The organism is Pseudomonas sp. LG1D9 (assembly GCF_002949995.1).
In the GTDB taxonomy this organism is placed as follows: Bacteria; Pseudomonadota; Gammaproteobacteria; order Pseudomonadales; family Pseudomonadaceae; genus Aquipseudomonas; species Aquipseudomonas proteolytica.
The window spans coordinates 5,869,874-5,883,649 of the sequence record NZ_CP026881.1 but is presented as its reverse complement, the minus strand read 5'-3'; the positions used below and the strand labels follow the sequence as shown (position 1 = coordinate 5,883,649).

General features: G+C 61.7%; 13 protein-coding genes. 10 read left to right on the top strand and 3 right to left on the bottom strand.

Annotated elements, in window-relative coordinates:
• Positions 1-47 precede the first annotated feature (47 nt).
• Complete coding sequence (locus tag C5F71_RS26975) at positions 48-1,046, top strand: ATP-binding protein (protein ID WP_104912444.1); 999 nt, start codon at positions 48-50, stop codon at positions 1,044-1,046.
• A 53-nt stretch (positions 1,047-1,099) separates the two neighbouring features.
• The gene (locus tag C5F71_RS26970; protein WP_032866420.1) at positions 1,100-1,702 is read left to right on the top strand and encodes a VWA domain-containing protein; all 603 of its coding nucleotides are present in this window, start codon (positions 1,100-1,102) and stop codon (positions 1,700-1,702) included.
• Between the two features lie 280 nt (positions 1,703-1,982).
• Here the strand turns inward: C5F71_RS26970 and C5F71_RS26965 are convergent, their stop codons facing one another.
• The gene (locus tag C5F71_RS26965; protein WP_104912443.1) at positions 1,983-2,930 is read right to left on the bottom strand and encodes a DUF1853 family protein; all 948 of its coding nucleotides are present in this window, start codon (positions 2,928-2,930) and stop codon (positions 1,983-1,985) included.
• A 155-nt stretch (positions 2,931-3,085) separates the two neighbouring features.
• Here C5F71_RS26965 and C5F71_RS26960 point away from each other — a divergent pair, with 155 nt between their 5' ends.
• From C5F71_RS26960 to C5F71_RS26925, 8 genes are all read left to right on the top strand, one after another.
• Positions 3,086-3,976, top strand: coding sequence for an NAD(+) kinase (locus tag C5F71_RS26960; protein WP_010210870.1), 891 nt, complete (start codon positions 3,086-3,088; stop codon positions 3,974-3,976).
• Positions 3,973-4,947: a metallophosphoesterase gene (locus C5F71_RS26955; protein ID WP_166647898.1), complete on the top strand. Its 975-nt coding sequence runs from the start codon at positions 3,973-3,975 to the stop codon at positions 4,945-4,947. Before C5F71_RS26960 ends, C5F71_RS26955 begins: the two co-directional genes overlap by 4 nt.
• The gene (locus tag C5F71_RS26950) at positions 4,944-5,813 is read left to right on the top strand and encodes a rhomboid family intramembrane serine protease (protein ID WP_104912442.1); all 870 of its coding nucleotides are present in this window, start codon (positions 4,944-4,946) and stop codon (positions 5,811-5,813) included. The genes C5F71_RS26955 and C5F71_RS26950 overlap by 4 nt, the downstream gene beginning before the upstream one ends.
• A gap of 30 nt (positions 5,814-5,843) precedes the next feature.
• Positions 5,844-6,104: a YeaC family protein gene (locus C5F71_RS26945; RefSeq protein WP_029291449.1), complete on the top strand. Its 261-nt coding sequence runs from the start codon at positions 5,844-5,846 to the stop codon at positions 6,102-6,104.
• Complete coding sequence (locus C5F71_RS26940) at positions 6,101-6,931, top strand: DUF2797 domain-containing protein (protein ID WP_092236931.1); 831 nt, start codon at positions 6,101-6,103, stop codon at positions 6,929-6,931. The genes C5F71_RS26945 and C5F71_RS26940 overlap by 4 nt, the downstream gene beginning before the upstream one ends.
• 13 nt (positions 6,932-6,944) lie before the next feature.
• The gene (pepN, locus tag C5F71_RS26935; RefSeq protein WP_070995259.1) at positions 6,945-9,602 is read left to right on the top strand and encodes an aminopeptidase N; all 2,658 of its coding nucleotides are present in this window, start codon (positions 6,945-6,947) and stop codon (positions 9,600-9,602) included.
• A 185-nt stretch (positions 9,603-9,787) separates the two neighbouring features.
• The gene (zapE, locus tag C5F71_RS26930; protein WP_104912441.1) at positions 9,788-10,894 is read left to right on the top strand and encodes a cell division protein ZapE; all 1,107 of its coding nucleotides are present in this window, start codon (positions 9,788-9,790) and stop codon (positions 10,892-10,894) included.
• Positions 10,895-11,045: 151 nt separating this feature from the next.
• Positions 11,046-11,537 carry a GNAT family N-acetyltransferase gene (locus tag C5F71_RS26925; RefSeq protein ID WP_029291458.1) on the top strand — a complete coding sequence of 164 codons (492 nt, stop codon included), beginning with the start codon at positions 11,046-11,048 and terminating at the stop codon, positions 11,535-11,537.
• A gap of 98 nt (positions 11,538-11,635) precedes the next feature.
• Here the strand turns inward: C5F71_RS26925 and C5F71_RS26920 are convergent, their stop codons facing one another.
• Positions 11,636-11,857 (bottom strand): hypothetical protein, encoded by a 222-nt coding sequence (locus tag C5F71_RS26920; RefSeq protein ID WP_029291460.1) that lies wholly within the window; start codon positions 11,855-11,857, stop codon positions 11,636-11,638.
• Positions 11,858-12,006: 149 nt separating this feature from the next.
• The gene (locus C5F71_RS26915; protein WP_104912440.1) at positions 12,007-13,752 is read right to left on the bottom strand and encodes a phosphoethanolamine transferase CptA; all 1,746 of its coding nucleotides are present in this window, start codon (positions 13,750-13,752) and stop codon (positions 12,007-12,009) included.
• Positions 13,753-13,776 lie beyond the last annotated feature (24 nt).

Sequence of the window (13,776 nt, the reverse complement as noted above, 5' to 3'; positions counted from 1 at the left end):
CAAGCTCGCTCCTACAGGGGCGCTACAGAATTCATCGAGATATCAGTATGACTGACACCCCACATTTTCCATTGTCGGCTGTAGTCGGCGCCGACGACCTGAAGCTTGCGCTGTGCCTGGCCGCCATCGATCCGAAGATCGGCGGCGTACTGATCGAAGGCCCGCGCGGCATGGCCAAGTCCACCCTGGCCCGCGGCTTGGCCGATCTGTTGGCCAGCGGGCAGTTTGTCACCTTGCCCTTGGGCGCCACTGAAGAGCGCCTGGTGGGTACCCTAGACCTCGATGCTGCGTTGGCCGAAGGCCGTGCGCAGTTCTCTCCGGGCGTGCTGGCTAAGGCTGACGGCGGCGTGTTGTATGTGGATGAAGTAAACCTGCTGCCCGATCACCTGGTGGACCTGCTGCTCGACGTCGCTGCCAGCGGCACCAACCTGATCGAGCGCGACGGCATTTCCCACCGGCACTCGGCGCGTTTTGTGCTGATCGGTACGATGAACCCGGAAGAGGGCGAATTGCGCCCGCAACTGCTGGATCGTTTTGGTTTCAATGTGGCACTGAGCGGGCAGACCCTGCCGGCCGAGCGTGGGCAGATCATCCGCCGCCGCCTGGATTTCGACAGCGACCCTGCGGCCTTCTGTGCGCAGTGGGCCGATCAGCAAGGGGCGCTGCGCGAACGCTGTACCCAGGCTCGTGCGCGCCTGGCCAGCATCGCCCTGGATGACCAGGCCCTGGCGCAGATTAGCGAGCGCTGTTTTGCCGCCGGGGTCGATGGCCTGCGTGCCGATCTGGTGTGGTTGCGCGGGGCGCGGGCCCATGCCGCGTGGCGTGGTGCCGTGGCTATCGCTGAAGAAGATATAGAGGCTGTGGCGGAATTTGCCCTGCGTCACCGTCGCCAGGAAAGCTCTTCGCCTGCGAGCACGCCCGAGCAGGGCCAGGCGCCCCAGCCTTCAGATAACGCGCCAGGCCAAGGTCAGTGGGGCGATATGCCCGCGCCTGCGTTGCCCATGGGCGCTCGCCGAGAGGTGCCGGCCTGGCCAAAAAAGCCCTAGGCATCCGCCCCCGACCTGACACGGGGGCGGATGCCCGCCCCAAGGCTGGGCGATTGAGCAGCGGGCGGCAGGGTAAGGCGCGCAGCGCGCAGCAGGGCCTGGTCAACTGGCCGGGCACCTTGCTGGGGGGGCGGCCGCAATCTCGTGAAGACCTGCGCTACCACCTGCGCAGCCGCTCGGCCCATGAGTTGTGGCTGGTGATTGTCGATGCCTCGGCGTCCACGCGGCGCCATCAGGCGTTGAGCGATGCCAAGGGCTTACTGGCGCAGGTGTTTGACGATGCCTATCGGCAACGGGCGCGGTTGGCATTGCTGACGGCCAGCGGGCAGGTGCCGAGCTGGCAGGTCCAAGGATTGAAGGCCGCTAAGGGCTTGGGCCGATGGTTGGATGGGCTGGGCGCGGGCGGCGGGACGCCGTTGCTGGCGGCATTGACCGAGGCCGGGCATTGGCTGGTAGCACGGCGCAAGCGGTATCCGGCTGAACAGCAGCGATTACTGGTGATTACCGATGGCCGGTTGAAAGATATCGGCCAGTTGCCCGGGTTGGAGTGCCCCGGGCTGTTGGTGGATATTGAACGCGGCCCGATCAGGTTGGGTCGGGCCCGTGAGCTGGCCGCCGGGTTGCAGGTGGATTATCGGCATATTGATGGTTTGTAGCGCTGCGGCTAGCGCTCTCGCGGCGGTGCGGCGTTCCGATAAGCTGACGACCTCCCCTGTGGCGAGCGGGCTTGCCCGCGCTGGGCTGCGAAGCAGCCCCAGTAAGCAGAGTGCGGTGTATCTGATACTCCGTAGCGGCTGGTTTTGGGACTGCTTCGCAGCCCAGCGCGGGCGATGCGGCGTTCCGACAAGCCCGCTCGCCACAGGGGAGGTCGTCAGTGTCTGAAAATTGTGTAGATACCGATGCTGCCATGAGGCCCTCAAATCCACCATCGGAATATCAGCCCGCCCCCGGCACATTCGGCCAAAGATCCGCCACCAGAAACAGCCGCTCAGCTTCCTCCCACTCCTCGCCGTTCTGAATCATCCGCACCAACAACTGCGCTGGCGCCATCGGGTCAAGGTCGGCGAGCCAGCATTGCATCTGTTCTGCCGTCCACACGTCCTCTGTCGGGTAATGCGCCGGCGCGAGCCAGGCGTGGCGGGGCAGGGGTTGCCAGCGCCCCGACGGGCTGTTGCGGATAAAGTCCGGCCAGTCGCGCTGATGCAACCAGCGCCCGCGCAAGTGCTGGGGATGGGCGCCAAGGGGTGGCTCAGCCTCGCCGGGCCAGGGGTACAGCAAGTAGCCTCCCAGCCACAGATGGGCATCGAACTGTTGGATATCCAGCGCCGCCAGCACCTCCCGGCTTTCGGCTCTGGCCGAGATCGGCAACTGATGGTCGGCAAGGTGGGCCAGCTTGCGATCCAGTCGGTCATGGCAGCCTGGGCCCAGCCACTGTGCCGTGTCCTGGCCGCTGCCGTTTTGAGGCCCGAGGTAGAGTTTGATCGCCAGTTCCAGGTGATGCACGCCGTCACGGTCGCGCAGCAGCATATCCAACTCACCCAAGGTATGCCCGGCCTGGCGGATCGGCAGGTTGGCCGCCAGCAACTCTACGCCGGGGGCGTGCTGCACGGCAAATTGCCACAGGCGCTCGTAATACAGGCCCAGGCGCCGGGTGCGGGCCAGGCTCAGCCAATGCTGCAGGGCGCTGCTGTCCTGGTCCAGGTGCCTGAGCCAGTGCTCCAGAGCCGCAGGCCGCTGCACCCACTCGCTGCCGGCCAGGGGGTGGCGTTGCGGCCAGGGGGTCTGTTCCAGCATCGGCGGGGCGAGGATCACCCACGCCAGGTCCCGCACCTCGGGATGGCGCAATTGACGGGGCAAGTCCTGCAAGTCTGGGAACGGATTCATGGTCCGAGCATAGCTGTTTCCTACTGCCGGCGTGATCGTGTCGGGTGTTGAGAACCGTTGTCGTCTGGGCCCTGCGGCGACAAAGGATTTTGTCTAATGCGGCCTTTCGCCCATAATCGTTGTTTTTCGCCACACCCAAACCCTGCAGGAGCCCCATGGAGCAATTTCGCAATATCGGCATTATCGGTCGCCTGGGCAGTACCCAGGTTCTGGACACCGTCCGCCGGCTGAAAAAGTTTCTGCTTGAGCGCCACCTGCATGTGATCCTCGAAGACACCATCGCCGAGATTCTGCCGGGCCACGGCCTGCAGACCTCGTCGCGCAAAATGCTGGGTGAAGTCTGCGACATGGTGATCGTGGTCGGCGGTGACGGCAGCCTGCTGGGCGCCGCTCGCGCCCTGGCGCGGCACAACGTGCCGGTGCTGGGGATCAACCGCGGCAGCCTGGGGTTCCTTACCGATATCCGCCCCGATGACCTGGAAGTCGAAGTGGCCAAGGTGCTGGACGGTCATTACCTGGTAGAAAACCGCTTCCTGCTGCAAGCCGAAGTGCGTCGCCACGGCGAAGCCATCGGCCAGGGCGATGCCCTCAATGACGTGGTGCTGCACCCTGGCAAATCGACGCGGATGATCGAGTTCGAGTTGTACATCGACGGCCAGTTCGTCTGCAGTCAGAAAGCCGACGGCCTGATCGTCGCCACGCCCACCGGTTCCACGGCCTATGCGCTGTCGGCGGGCGGGCCGATCATGCATCCCAAGCTCGATGCCATTGTGATCGTGCCGATGTACCCCCATATGTTGTCGAGCCGGCCGATTGTGGTCGATGGCAACAGTGAGCTGAAAATCGTGGTTTCCAAAGACATGCAGATCTACCCGCAAGTCTCCTGTGACGGGCAGAACCACTTCACCTGCGCCCCCGGTGACACCATCACCGTGAGCAAAAAGGCGCAGAAGCTGCGGTTGATTCACCCGCTGGATCACAACTACTACGAAGTGTGCCGCACCAAGCTGGGCTGGGGCAGCCGCTTGGGGGGTGGAGGCGACTGATGCTCGATCCCGCGCGTAGCTACGACCTGATTGGTGACGTGCACGGTTGCGCTCATACCCTTGAGCACCTGCTCGACCAGATGGGTTACCACAAGCAGGGCGGCACCTGGCGCCATCCTTCACGCATGGCGGTGTTCCTCGGCGATATCATCGACCGTGGGCCACGGATCCGCGAGGCATTGCATATCGTCCATGACATGACCGAAGCCGGCCAGGCGCTGTGCATCATGGGCAACCATGAGTTCAACGCCCTGGGCTGGAGCACCCTGGCGCCTCCCGGCAGTGGCAAGCAGTACGTGCGCGAACATTCGCCACGCCACGCGCGGCTGATCCACGAGACCCTGACCCAGTTTGAACAGCATCCTGGCGACTGGCATGACTTCCTGGCCTGGTTCTACGACATGCCGTTGTTTGTCGACGCCGGGCGCTTTCGCGTGGTGCACGCCTGCTGGGATTCGGGGCTGATCGAGCCGCTGCGCAGGCAATTCCCCGACGGCTGCATTGACGAGCACTTCCTGCAGGCGGCGGCGGTGCCTGGCAGTTTTGCCTGCAACGCGTTCGACCGCCTGCTGCGCGGCACTGATATGCGCCTGCCGGACGGCCTGACGCTGACCGGTGGCGACGGCCTGACCCGTTCGTTCTTCCGCACCAAGTTCTGGGAGGACGACCCGAAGACCTACGGCGATATTGTTTTCCAGCCTGACGCCTTGCCTGACCCGGTGGCGCGTACACCGTTGTCCTCGACTGAGAAAAACTCCCTGCTGCGTTATGGCGTCGATGAGCCGCTGTTGTTCGTGGGGCATTACTGGCGCAGCGGCAAACCGGCGCCGATCCGCTCGAACCTGGCCTGCCTGGACTACAGCGCGGTGCTCTACGGCAAGCTGGTGGCCTATCGACTGGATCAAGAAACCCGCCTCGACCCGAACAAATTTGTCTGGGTCGATGTCGAGCGCCCTGAGGTGATTTCATGAGTACCGTTGCGGTATTGCGCTTGCCCCTGAGCGTGGACCTGGGCGGCTTCGTCAAACTGCTGCAGCGCATGCAAGTGCCCCATCGCGTCAGCGAAGAGGCCGGCGAGCAGGTGCTCTGGGTACCGGACGCGATCAGCGAGGACGTACGCAGCCTGTATCAACGCTTTCCTGCTGGCGACCCGGACCAGCAATTGGACCTTCCCCCGGAGCAGGTGGGCAAGCGTCCCGGTTTCCTCCTGCAATTGCGCCACAGCCCACTGACCGCCACGGTGCTGCTGCTGAGCCTGATCGTCGGCGCTGTCACGATGCTGGGTGACAATCTGCAAGCAATGAGCTGGTTGACGTTCCTCAATTTCCACGTGGCCGGCGAATACCTGTACTTCACCCCCTTGGCCGACAGCCTGGCGGCGGGGCAGTGGTGGCGGTTGGTGACGCCGATGCTGATCCACTTCGGCATCCTCCACCTGGCGATGAACGGCATGTGGTACTGGGAGCTGGGTCGGCGGATCGAGTCGCGCCAGGGCAGTATCAACCTGCTGGGCCTGACGTTGCTGTTCAGCCTGGCCTCCAACTACGCGCAATACACCTTTGGCGGCCCCGGCCTGTTTGGCGGTTTGTCCGGCGTGCTGTACGGCCTGTTGGGCCATTGCTGGATCTATCAGTTGCTCGCGCCCAACCCCGCGTATCGCCTGCCCCGTGGCGTGCTGGTGATGATGCTGGTGTGGCTGGTGCTGTGCCTGTCGGGCCTGGTGTCGATGATCGGTTTCGGCGAAATCGCCAATGCGGCCCATGTCGGCGGCCTGGTGGTGGGTTGCATCACCGGTTTGCTCGGCGGGTTGTACAGCCGCCATAAACGTAACCCTTGAATCTCTGCCCATTCTTTAAGGAAGAGTCTTATGTCCTCTTTTGCTGAAATGATCGAAAACATCACTCCGGATATCTACCAGAGCCTCAAGCTCGCGGTAGAAATCGGCAAATGGTCCGACGGCCGCAAGCTCACCGCCGAACAGCGTGAACTGTCCCTGCAGGCGATGATCGCCTGGGAGCTGCAAAACCTGCCGGAAGACCAGCGCACCGGCTATATGGGCCCGCAGGAGTGCCAGTCCAAATCGACCCCGGTGGAAAACATCCTGTTCAAGTCGGATGCCATCCATTGATTGAGATTGGCCGTGGTGCAGTCAGCAAGATGTCGGCGCAACTGGGTTCGCCGACCGTTCAATACGCTTTTCGCCTGGGTGACACCGAGGTGCCGGTCAACCCGTTGATTGGCACTCATATACGCCTGGAATACCTCGGTGCGATCCACTGCACCCATTGCGGACGCAAGACCAAGACCAGTTTCAGCCAGGGTTATTGCTACCCATGCATGACCAAGCTGGCCCAGTGCGACCTGTGCATCATGAGCCCTGAGCGCTGCCATTTCGATGCCGGCACTTGCCGCGATCCGGCCTGGGGCGAAAAATTCTGCATGACCGACCATGTGGTGTATCTGGCGAATTCGTCGGGGATCAAGGTCGGCATCACCCGCGCCACCCAGTTGCCCACACGCTGGCTGGACCAGGGGGCAAGCCAGGCGCTGCCGATCATGCGCGTGGCTACACGCCAGCAATCAGGTTTTGTCGAGGATGTACTGCGCAGCCAGGTCGCCGACAAGACCAACTGGCGCGCCTTGCTCAAGGGCGACGCGAGCACGGTGGACCTCAAGCAGGTGCGCGACGAGCTGTTCGTCTCCTGCGCTGACGGCCTGCTGCAATTGCAGGAACGCTTTGGCCTGCAGGCCATCCAACCGGTGACTGATATCGAGCCCCTCGAAATCCGCTACCCGGTGGAGCAATATCCGACCAAGATCGTCAGCTTCAACCTGGACAAGAACCCGATTGCCGAAGGCACGCTGCTGGGGGTCAAGGGCCAATACCTGATCTTCGATACCGGCGTTATCAATATTCGTAAATACACGGCTTACCAGCTCGCCGTGCATCAGTAGAAGGATTTCACGCATGCGCACCGAACAACCGAAGATGATCTACCTGAAGGACTATCAGGCGCCCGAGTACCTGATCGACGAGACCCACCTGACCTTCGAGTTGTTCGAGGACCATAGCCTGGTCCACGCGCAGCTGGTGATGCGCCGCAATCCCGAGCGCGGTGCCGGCCTGCCGCCGCTGGTGTTGGACGGTCAGCAGCTGGAGCTGTTGAGCGTGAACCTGGGCGACCGGGAACTGAGCGCTGCCGACTACCAGTTGAGCGACAGCCACCTGACATTGCAGCCGCTCAGCGACAGCTTCACTGTCGACACCAGCGTGCGGATCCACCCTGAAACCAACACCGCCCTGGAAGGCCTGTACAAGTCCAGCGGCATGTTCTGCACCCAATGCGAGGCCGAAGGTTTTCGCAAGATCACCTACTACCTGGATCGCCCGGACGTGATGAGCACGTTCACCACCACCGTGATCGCCGAGCAGCACAGCTATCCGGTGCTGCTGTCCAACGGCAATCCGATTGCCAGCGGCCCCGGCGAAGACGGCCGGCACTGGGCAACCTGGGAAGACCCGTTCAAGAAACCGGCCTACCTGTTTGCCCTGGTGGCCGGTGACCTGTGGTGTGTCGAAGACACCTTCACCACCATGAGCCAGCGCACCGTCGCGCTGCGCATCTATGTCGAGCCAGAAAACATCGACAAGTGCCAGCACGCCATGAACAGCCTGAAGAAGTCCATGCGCTGGGATGAAGAGGTCTACGGTCGCGAATACGACCTGGATATCTTCATGATCGTGGCCGTGAACGACTTCAATATGGGCGCCATGGAAAACAAGGGCCTGAATATCTTCAACTCCAGTGCGGTGCTGGCCCGCGCCGAGACCGCGACCGACGCCGCGCATCAGCGGGTCGAAGCAATCGTCGCCCACGAGTATTTCCACAACTGGTCGGGCAACCGCGTGACCTGCCGCGACTGGTTCCAGCTGTCGCTCAAGGAAGGCTTCACGGTATTCCGCGACTCGGGCTTCTCTGCCGACATGAATTCGGCCACCGTCAAGCGGATCCAGGATGTGGCCTACCTGCGCACTCACCAATTCGCTGAAGATGCAGGGCCAATGGCCCACGCCGTGCGCCCGGACAGCTTTATCGAGATTTCCAACTTCTACACCCTGACCGTGTACGAAAAGGGTTCGGAAGTGGTCGGCATGATCCACACCTTGCTCGGCGCCGAAGGGTTCCGCAAAGGCAGCGACCTGTACTTTGAGCGCCACGACGGCCAAGCCGTGACCTGCGACGACTTTATCAAGGCCATGGAAGACGCCAACGGCACCGACCTGACCCAGTTCAAACGCTGGTACAGCCAGGCTGGTACGCCACGCTTGGCGGTGAGCGAGTCCTACGACGCCGCAGCCAAAACCTACAGCCTGACCGTGCGCCAGAGCTGCCCGCAAACCCCGGACAACGTGGAAAAGCTGCCATTCGTGATTCCCGTGGCCCTGGGCCTGCTGGACGCCGATGGGGCTGATTTGCCGCTGCGCCTGGCCGGTGAAGCCGCCGCGCAGGGCACCTCGCGGGTGTTGTCGGTGACTGAGGCCGAGCAGACGTTCACCTTTGTCGATATCGCCGCACAGCCATTGCCGTCGCTGCTGCGTGGTTTCTCCGCGCCGGTGAAGTTGAGCTTCCCCTACAGCCGTGACCAGTTGATGTTCCTGATGCAACACGACAGCGACGGTTTCAATCGCTGGGAGGCGGGCCAGCAACTGGCAGTGCAGGTATTGCAGGACCTGATCGGCCAACACCAGCAGGGCCAGGCCCTGGTGCTGGATCAGCGGCTGGTCAATGCACTGCGCAGCGTATTGAGCGACGACAGCCTGGACCAGGCCATGGTCGCGGAAATGTTGTCGTTGCCCGGTGAAGCCTACCTCACCGAAATCAGCGAAGTGGCAGACGTCGACGCGATCCACGCCGCCCGCGAATTTGCGCGCAAGCAGTTGGCCGACCAACTGTTCGAAGGCCTGTGGCTGCGCTACCAGGCCAACCGCGATCTTTCGCGCAACACGCCGTACGTGGCGTCGGCCGAGCACTTTGCCCGCCGCGCCCTGCAGAACATCGCGCTGTCGTACCTGATGCTCAGCGGCAAGCCCGAAGTGCTGGCCGCGACCCTGGAACAGTTCGACGCATGCGACAACATGACCGAACGCCTGACTGCATTGGCGGTACTGGTCAACTCGCCGTTCGAGGCCGAGAAGGCCAAGGCCCTGCAAGTGTTTGCCGAGAACTTCAAGGACAACCCACTGGTCATGGACCAATGGTTCAGTGTCCAGGCCGCCAGCGTATTGCCGGACGGGCTTGCGCGGGTCAAGGCCTTGATGCAGCACCCGGCGTTCAATATCAAGAACCCGAACAAGGTACGCGCGCTGGTTGGCGCCTTCGCCGGGCAAAACCTGATCAACTTCCACGCGGCCGATGGTTCGGGCTATCGCTTCCTGGCGGACCTGGTCATCGAGCTGAATGCCTTCAACCCGCAGATCGCCTCGCGGCAGTTGGCGCCGCTGACCCGCTGGCGTAAATACGACAGCGCCCGCCAAGCGCTGATGAAGGCTGAACTGGAGCGCATCCGCGGTTCGGGCGAGCTGTCCAGCGATGTGTTCGAGGTGGTCAGCAAAAGCCTTGCATAGGGTTTTCTGTAGTGAAGGTGCTTGTCTGTGGCGAGGGGGCTTGTCCCGTTGGGCTGCAAAGCAGCCCCAAAACCTGCTGCTTCGGTGTGTCAGATAGAGCTCAGGAGCCTACTAGGGCTGCTGCCGCAGCCCAACGGGGGACAAGCCCCCTCGCCACAGATGAGCCATTCTGGCCGTGGATCGGTATGATTTTTGATTCACCCTTGGCCGCGTACCAGCAGGCCCTGCATGAGGGTTTTGTCGCCGACGATGCCCAGCGCCATGCCGTGCAAATCTTGCAGGATTGCCATGAGGCCTTGCATCAGGGCACCCATGGTCCCGTGACCGGGGTTTATCTCTGGGGCCCGGTGGGCCGTGGCAAAACCTGGCTGATGGATCAGTTCTTCCAGAGCCTGCGGGTGCCTGCGCGGCGCCAGCATTTTCATCACTTCATGGGCTGGGTCCACCAGCGCTCGTTCCAGTTGACCGGCACGCCCGACCCTTTGCAGGCCCTGGCCCGTGAATTGGCCGGGGAGGTGCGGGTGCTGTGTTTTGACGAACTGTTCGTCAATGACATCGGCGATGCGATCATCCTCGGGCGTTTGTTCCAGGTGATGTTCGACGAAGGGGTGGTGATGGTCTGCACCTCCAATCAACCGCCAGAGCAGCTCTACGCCGACGGTTTCAACCGGGACCGCTTCATGCCGGCCATCGAGGCTATCAAGGCCCATATGCAGGTGGTGGCGGTAGCGGGCAGTGAAGATCACCGCCTGCATCCCGGCACCGCTGAGCAGCGTTACTGGGTCGATGAGCCACAGGCACTGGCACAGGTATTTGAGCGGTTGAGCGCGGGACAAGCCTGCAGCGATGCGCCGGTGGTCGTGGGCTCGCGCAGCATTGCCACGGTGAAATCCTGTGCAACGGTGCTGTGGTGCCGTTATGCCGACTTGTGCGAGCAACCGTTGGCGGCCATGGATTTCATGCAACTGTGCGATCGTTACAGCGCCATATTGCTCGGCGAGGTCCCCTGCTTGAGTGCTCAGCAGCGTCCCGGACGGATTGCCCGCGGCACCGAGGACGGCGCCCAGCGTGTGGAGGCGGGGGATCGTGAGTTGCCGCAATTGTCTGTGCACGATGACGGCGTGCGACGCTTTATTGCCCTGGTCGATGAGTGCTACGACCGCAAGGTGCCGTTATACATCGAAGCCAAAGTGCCCCTGGTGTCGCTTTACACGGAGGGTTACCTGGAATTTGCGTTCCGACGAACGTTCAGTCGCCTACAGGAAATGCAGTTGCAACGCTTCGGCCGATAATGGCCTTAAGCCACTTCTGCCTGATTGGAGTCGTGAGAGCGCTTTCCTGCACAAACCTGTAGTTAATCTCCTTCATCTATGGCCGACAGCCCGCTTACAATCGAGGTTTTGCGGGGAGGTGATCCCTGCCTAACTGTTATCGAGGAAGGAAATGGAAGCCGCAGAAATACTGGTGTTGCAAGCCAGCTACAGCAATCCTGTACAGGCCGAGGCCATTGGCCTGCTGCTCAATCACTACGCGCAAGACCCGATGGGCGGAGGCAAAGCCCTGTCCGCCGATCTGCTGGAGCAACTGCCGGCTGAATTGGCCAAGCGTGCCCACGCATTCAGCGTGCTGGCCTTTGTGGGTGGCGAGCCGGCCGGGCTGGTGAACTGCTTTGAGGGGTTTTCGACCTTCGCCTGTCGCCCGCTGGTCAACGTGCATGACGTGGTCGTCATGGAGCAGTTCCGTGGCCTGGGCCTGAGCCAGAAAATGCTGCAAAAGGTCGAGGAAATCGCCCGTCAACGCGGCTGCTGCAAGATCACCCTCGAAGTGCTGGAAGGCAATCCGGTGGCTCAGGCGTCGTACCGCAAGTTTGGGTTTGATGACTCGGTGTTCGACCCCGCCCATGGCCGCATGCTGTTCTGGAGCAAGGTGCTTTAAGGCCGCGTCGGTGGTAAGGGGCTTATCCCGTCGGGTTGCGAATGCCCCTCACCACAGACAGCCTTGATGAACGTCTCCATCAGAGCGGAAGTGGCGCGTCAGCTCTTGGGTTGTTCACTATCCCGCGCCTGCTCGGCAGAGCCGCCTTCAGCGCCCTTGGCATCGGTCGCGGCAGTCTGCTCAGCATCGCTGTGGATTTGTTTCTGGGTGAAGCTGAAGTTGTCGAAGTGCTCCTTCACGCGTTCCGCGCCACCTTCGGCGAAGGCTCCGGCCGAGGTCAAGCCCAGCACGCCGGCTAGCATCAAGGTTGAAAGTTTCATTGCATGTATTCCCATTAAGAGTGATCGGTATCTGCACCGTCCCTGATCAGATTTATGGGAATAGTCTGTAGGAAGCTTATTAAATGAGAATTAACGTCAAGAACGTCCAAAGTTAATCACCCGGTTAACTTTGGACGGGGCGGGGGCGTTTACTTCAGCACTACATTCCTGGGGTCGGCGCTGACCTTGGGCTTGATCAGGCTGAAGTCGATCAAGGCCTTCTGCGAACGCTGGTAGGGATCGCCAATCAGCAAGGGGCGTGGCGTGAAGCTATCGCTGACCAAGCTGCGGCTGCGGTCCAGTTCGTCGAAGCTCAAGCCGGCAAGGTCGGCCCAGGTATGAATCAACTGCGAGCTGCTGTACGGCCGTTGTAAATCGCCTCGCATATTCCAGTCGTGGCTGGCGCGCCATTTCGGCGAGGCCCAGGTCATGAAAGGGATGGTGTACATCGGCGCCGTCGGCTTGCCCTCGTTGCGGCCCAGGGTGTCGTGGCCCGCCGAGTCGAACACATCCTCGCCGTGGTCGGAGAGGTACAGCAGGAAACCGTTGGGATCGGTCTTGGCGTAGTCCTTGATCAGGCTCGACACCACGAAGTCGTTGTAGCGCACCGCGTTGTCGTAGCTGTTGTAGGTCGGCAACTGGTCGTCGCGCACGCCATCCGGGACGCCCTGGCGGTCGGTAAAGGTGTCGAAGCTCGGCGGGTAGCGGTACTGATAGCTCATGTGGGTACCCAGTAGGTGCACCACGATTAGCTTGCGCTCAGCCTTGTCGGCGAGGGCCTTGGAGAACGGTTCCAGCACGTCGCCATCGTATTGGCGGGCGTTCTGGTTGCGGTTGTTATTGAGGTATACCTGCTCGTCGGCCTGTTCCGAGAACGTGGTGAGCATGGTGTTGCGCTTGGTCATGGTCTGCTGGTTGGTGATCCAGAAGGTCTTGTAGCCGGCCTGTTTCATCATGCTGACGATCGATGGGGTCTTGAGGTACAGGTCCGGGTGATCTTCGTCGGCAAAGGTCAACACCTGTTGCAGCGCCTCGATGGTGTAGGGGCGCGGGGTGATGACGTTGTCGAACACGTCCAGTTGGTCACGCAGCTTGTCCAGTTCCGGGGTGGTCTTGCGTGGGTAGCCGTAGACGCTCATGCGCTGGCGGTTGGTGGACTCGCCGATCACCAGCACCAGGGTCGATGGCTGGCCGGCCATGCTGTCTTTGAAGTTGCTCAGGGGCGGGATCTTGCTGACGTTGTCGAGCATGCCCTGCATGTTGTTCAACTGCTGGGTATAGCGACGATAGGCGACGATCATCTGCCACGGCACCGCAGGTTCGACACGGGTTTCGAAACCATCGATGGCTCGTTCCAGGGTGTCGTTGGTGGCGATCTGCTTGATCAGCGGATAACCGACAATCGCCAGCACAATGGCGGTGGCCGCAACCATCGCCCGTGCCTTCGGCAGATAGACCGGGCGCACGCGGGTCCAGAGGAAGATGGCCAAGGCCGTGTGGGCAATAAAGGCCAGCACGATCCACCAGGCAAAATATTGGGTTGCGTACTCGCCCGCTTCAGAGATGTTCGACTCGAACATGATGAAGATGACGCTCTGGGAAAATTCCTGCTGGTAAATAAAGAAATAGCCCAGGCTGGCCATGGAGCAGGCCCACAACACCACGCCGATCAGCGCCGCCAGCAGCCTGGCGCGACGCGGGAACAGCAGCATCGGCGCCAACCACAGTGCACTCATGAAGAACGCCTGGCGGAAACCACTGAAGCCGGAAGTACCGGTCAATTGGATCAGCAGTTGGGTAATGCCCGAGAAATACCAGAAAAACAGGAACATCCAGCCAAGGCCGGCCCAATCAAACCCTGTCGCAGACTTTGTGCTGCGTTTGAACATCGCCATGCAGCGCTCCAACCCGATAATTGC

What these genes read in the sequence shown, in the direction of transcription:
- C5F71_RS26975 (WP_104912444.1), top strand. Translation starts at nt 48, where the DNA reads ATGACTGACACCCCACATTTTCCATTGTCGGCTGTAGTCGGCGCCGAC.
- C5F71_RS26915 (WP_104912440.1), bottom strand. Translation starts at nt 13,752, where the DNA reads ATGGCGATGTTCAAACGCAGCACAAAGTCTGCGACAGGGTTTGATTGG.
- C5F71_RS26950 (WP_104912442.1), top strand. Translation starts at nt 4,944, where the DNA reads ATGAGTACCGTTGCGGTATTGCGCTTGCCCCTGAGCGTGGACCTGGGC.
- C5F71_RS26960 (WP_010210870.1), top strand. Translation starts at nt 3,086, where the DNA reads ATGGAGCAATTTCGCAATATCGGCATTATCGGTCGCCTGGGCAGTACC.
- C5F71_RS26925 (WP_029291458.1), top strand. Translation starts at nt 11,046, where the DNA reads ATGGAAGCCGCAGAAATACTGGTGTTGCAAGCCAGCTACAGCAATCCT.
- zapE (WP_104912441.1), top strand. Translation starts at nt 9,788, where the DNA reads ATGATTTTTGATTCACCCTTGGCCGCGTACCAGCAGGCCCTGCATGAG.
- C5F71_RS26920 (WP_029291460.1), bottom strand. Translation starts at nt 11,857, where the DNA reads ATGAAACTTTCAACCTTGATGCTAGCCGGCGTGCTGGGCTTGACCTCG.
- C5F71_RS26945 (WP_029291449.1), top strand. Translation starts at nt 5,844, where the DNA reads ATGTCCTCTTTTGCTGAAATGATCGAAAACATCACTCCGGATATCTAC.
- pepN (WP_070995259.1), top strand. Translation starts at nt 6,945, where the DNA reads ATGCGCACCGAACAACCGAAGATGATCTACCTGAAGGACTATCAGGCG.
- C5F71_RS26965 (WP_104912443.1), bottom strand. Translation starts at nt 2,930, where the DNA reads ATGAATCCGTTCCCAGACTTGCAGGACTTGCCCCGTCAATTGCGCCAT.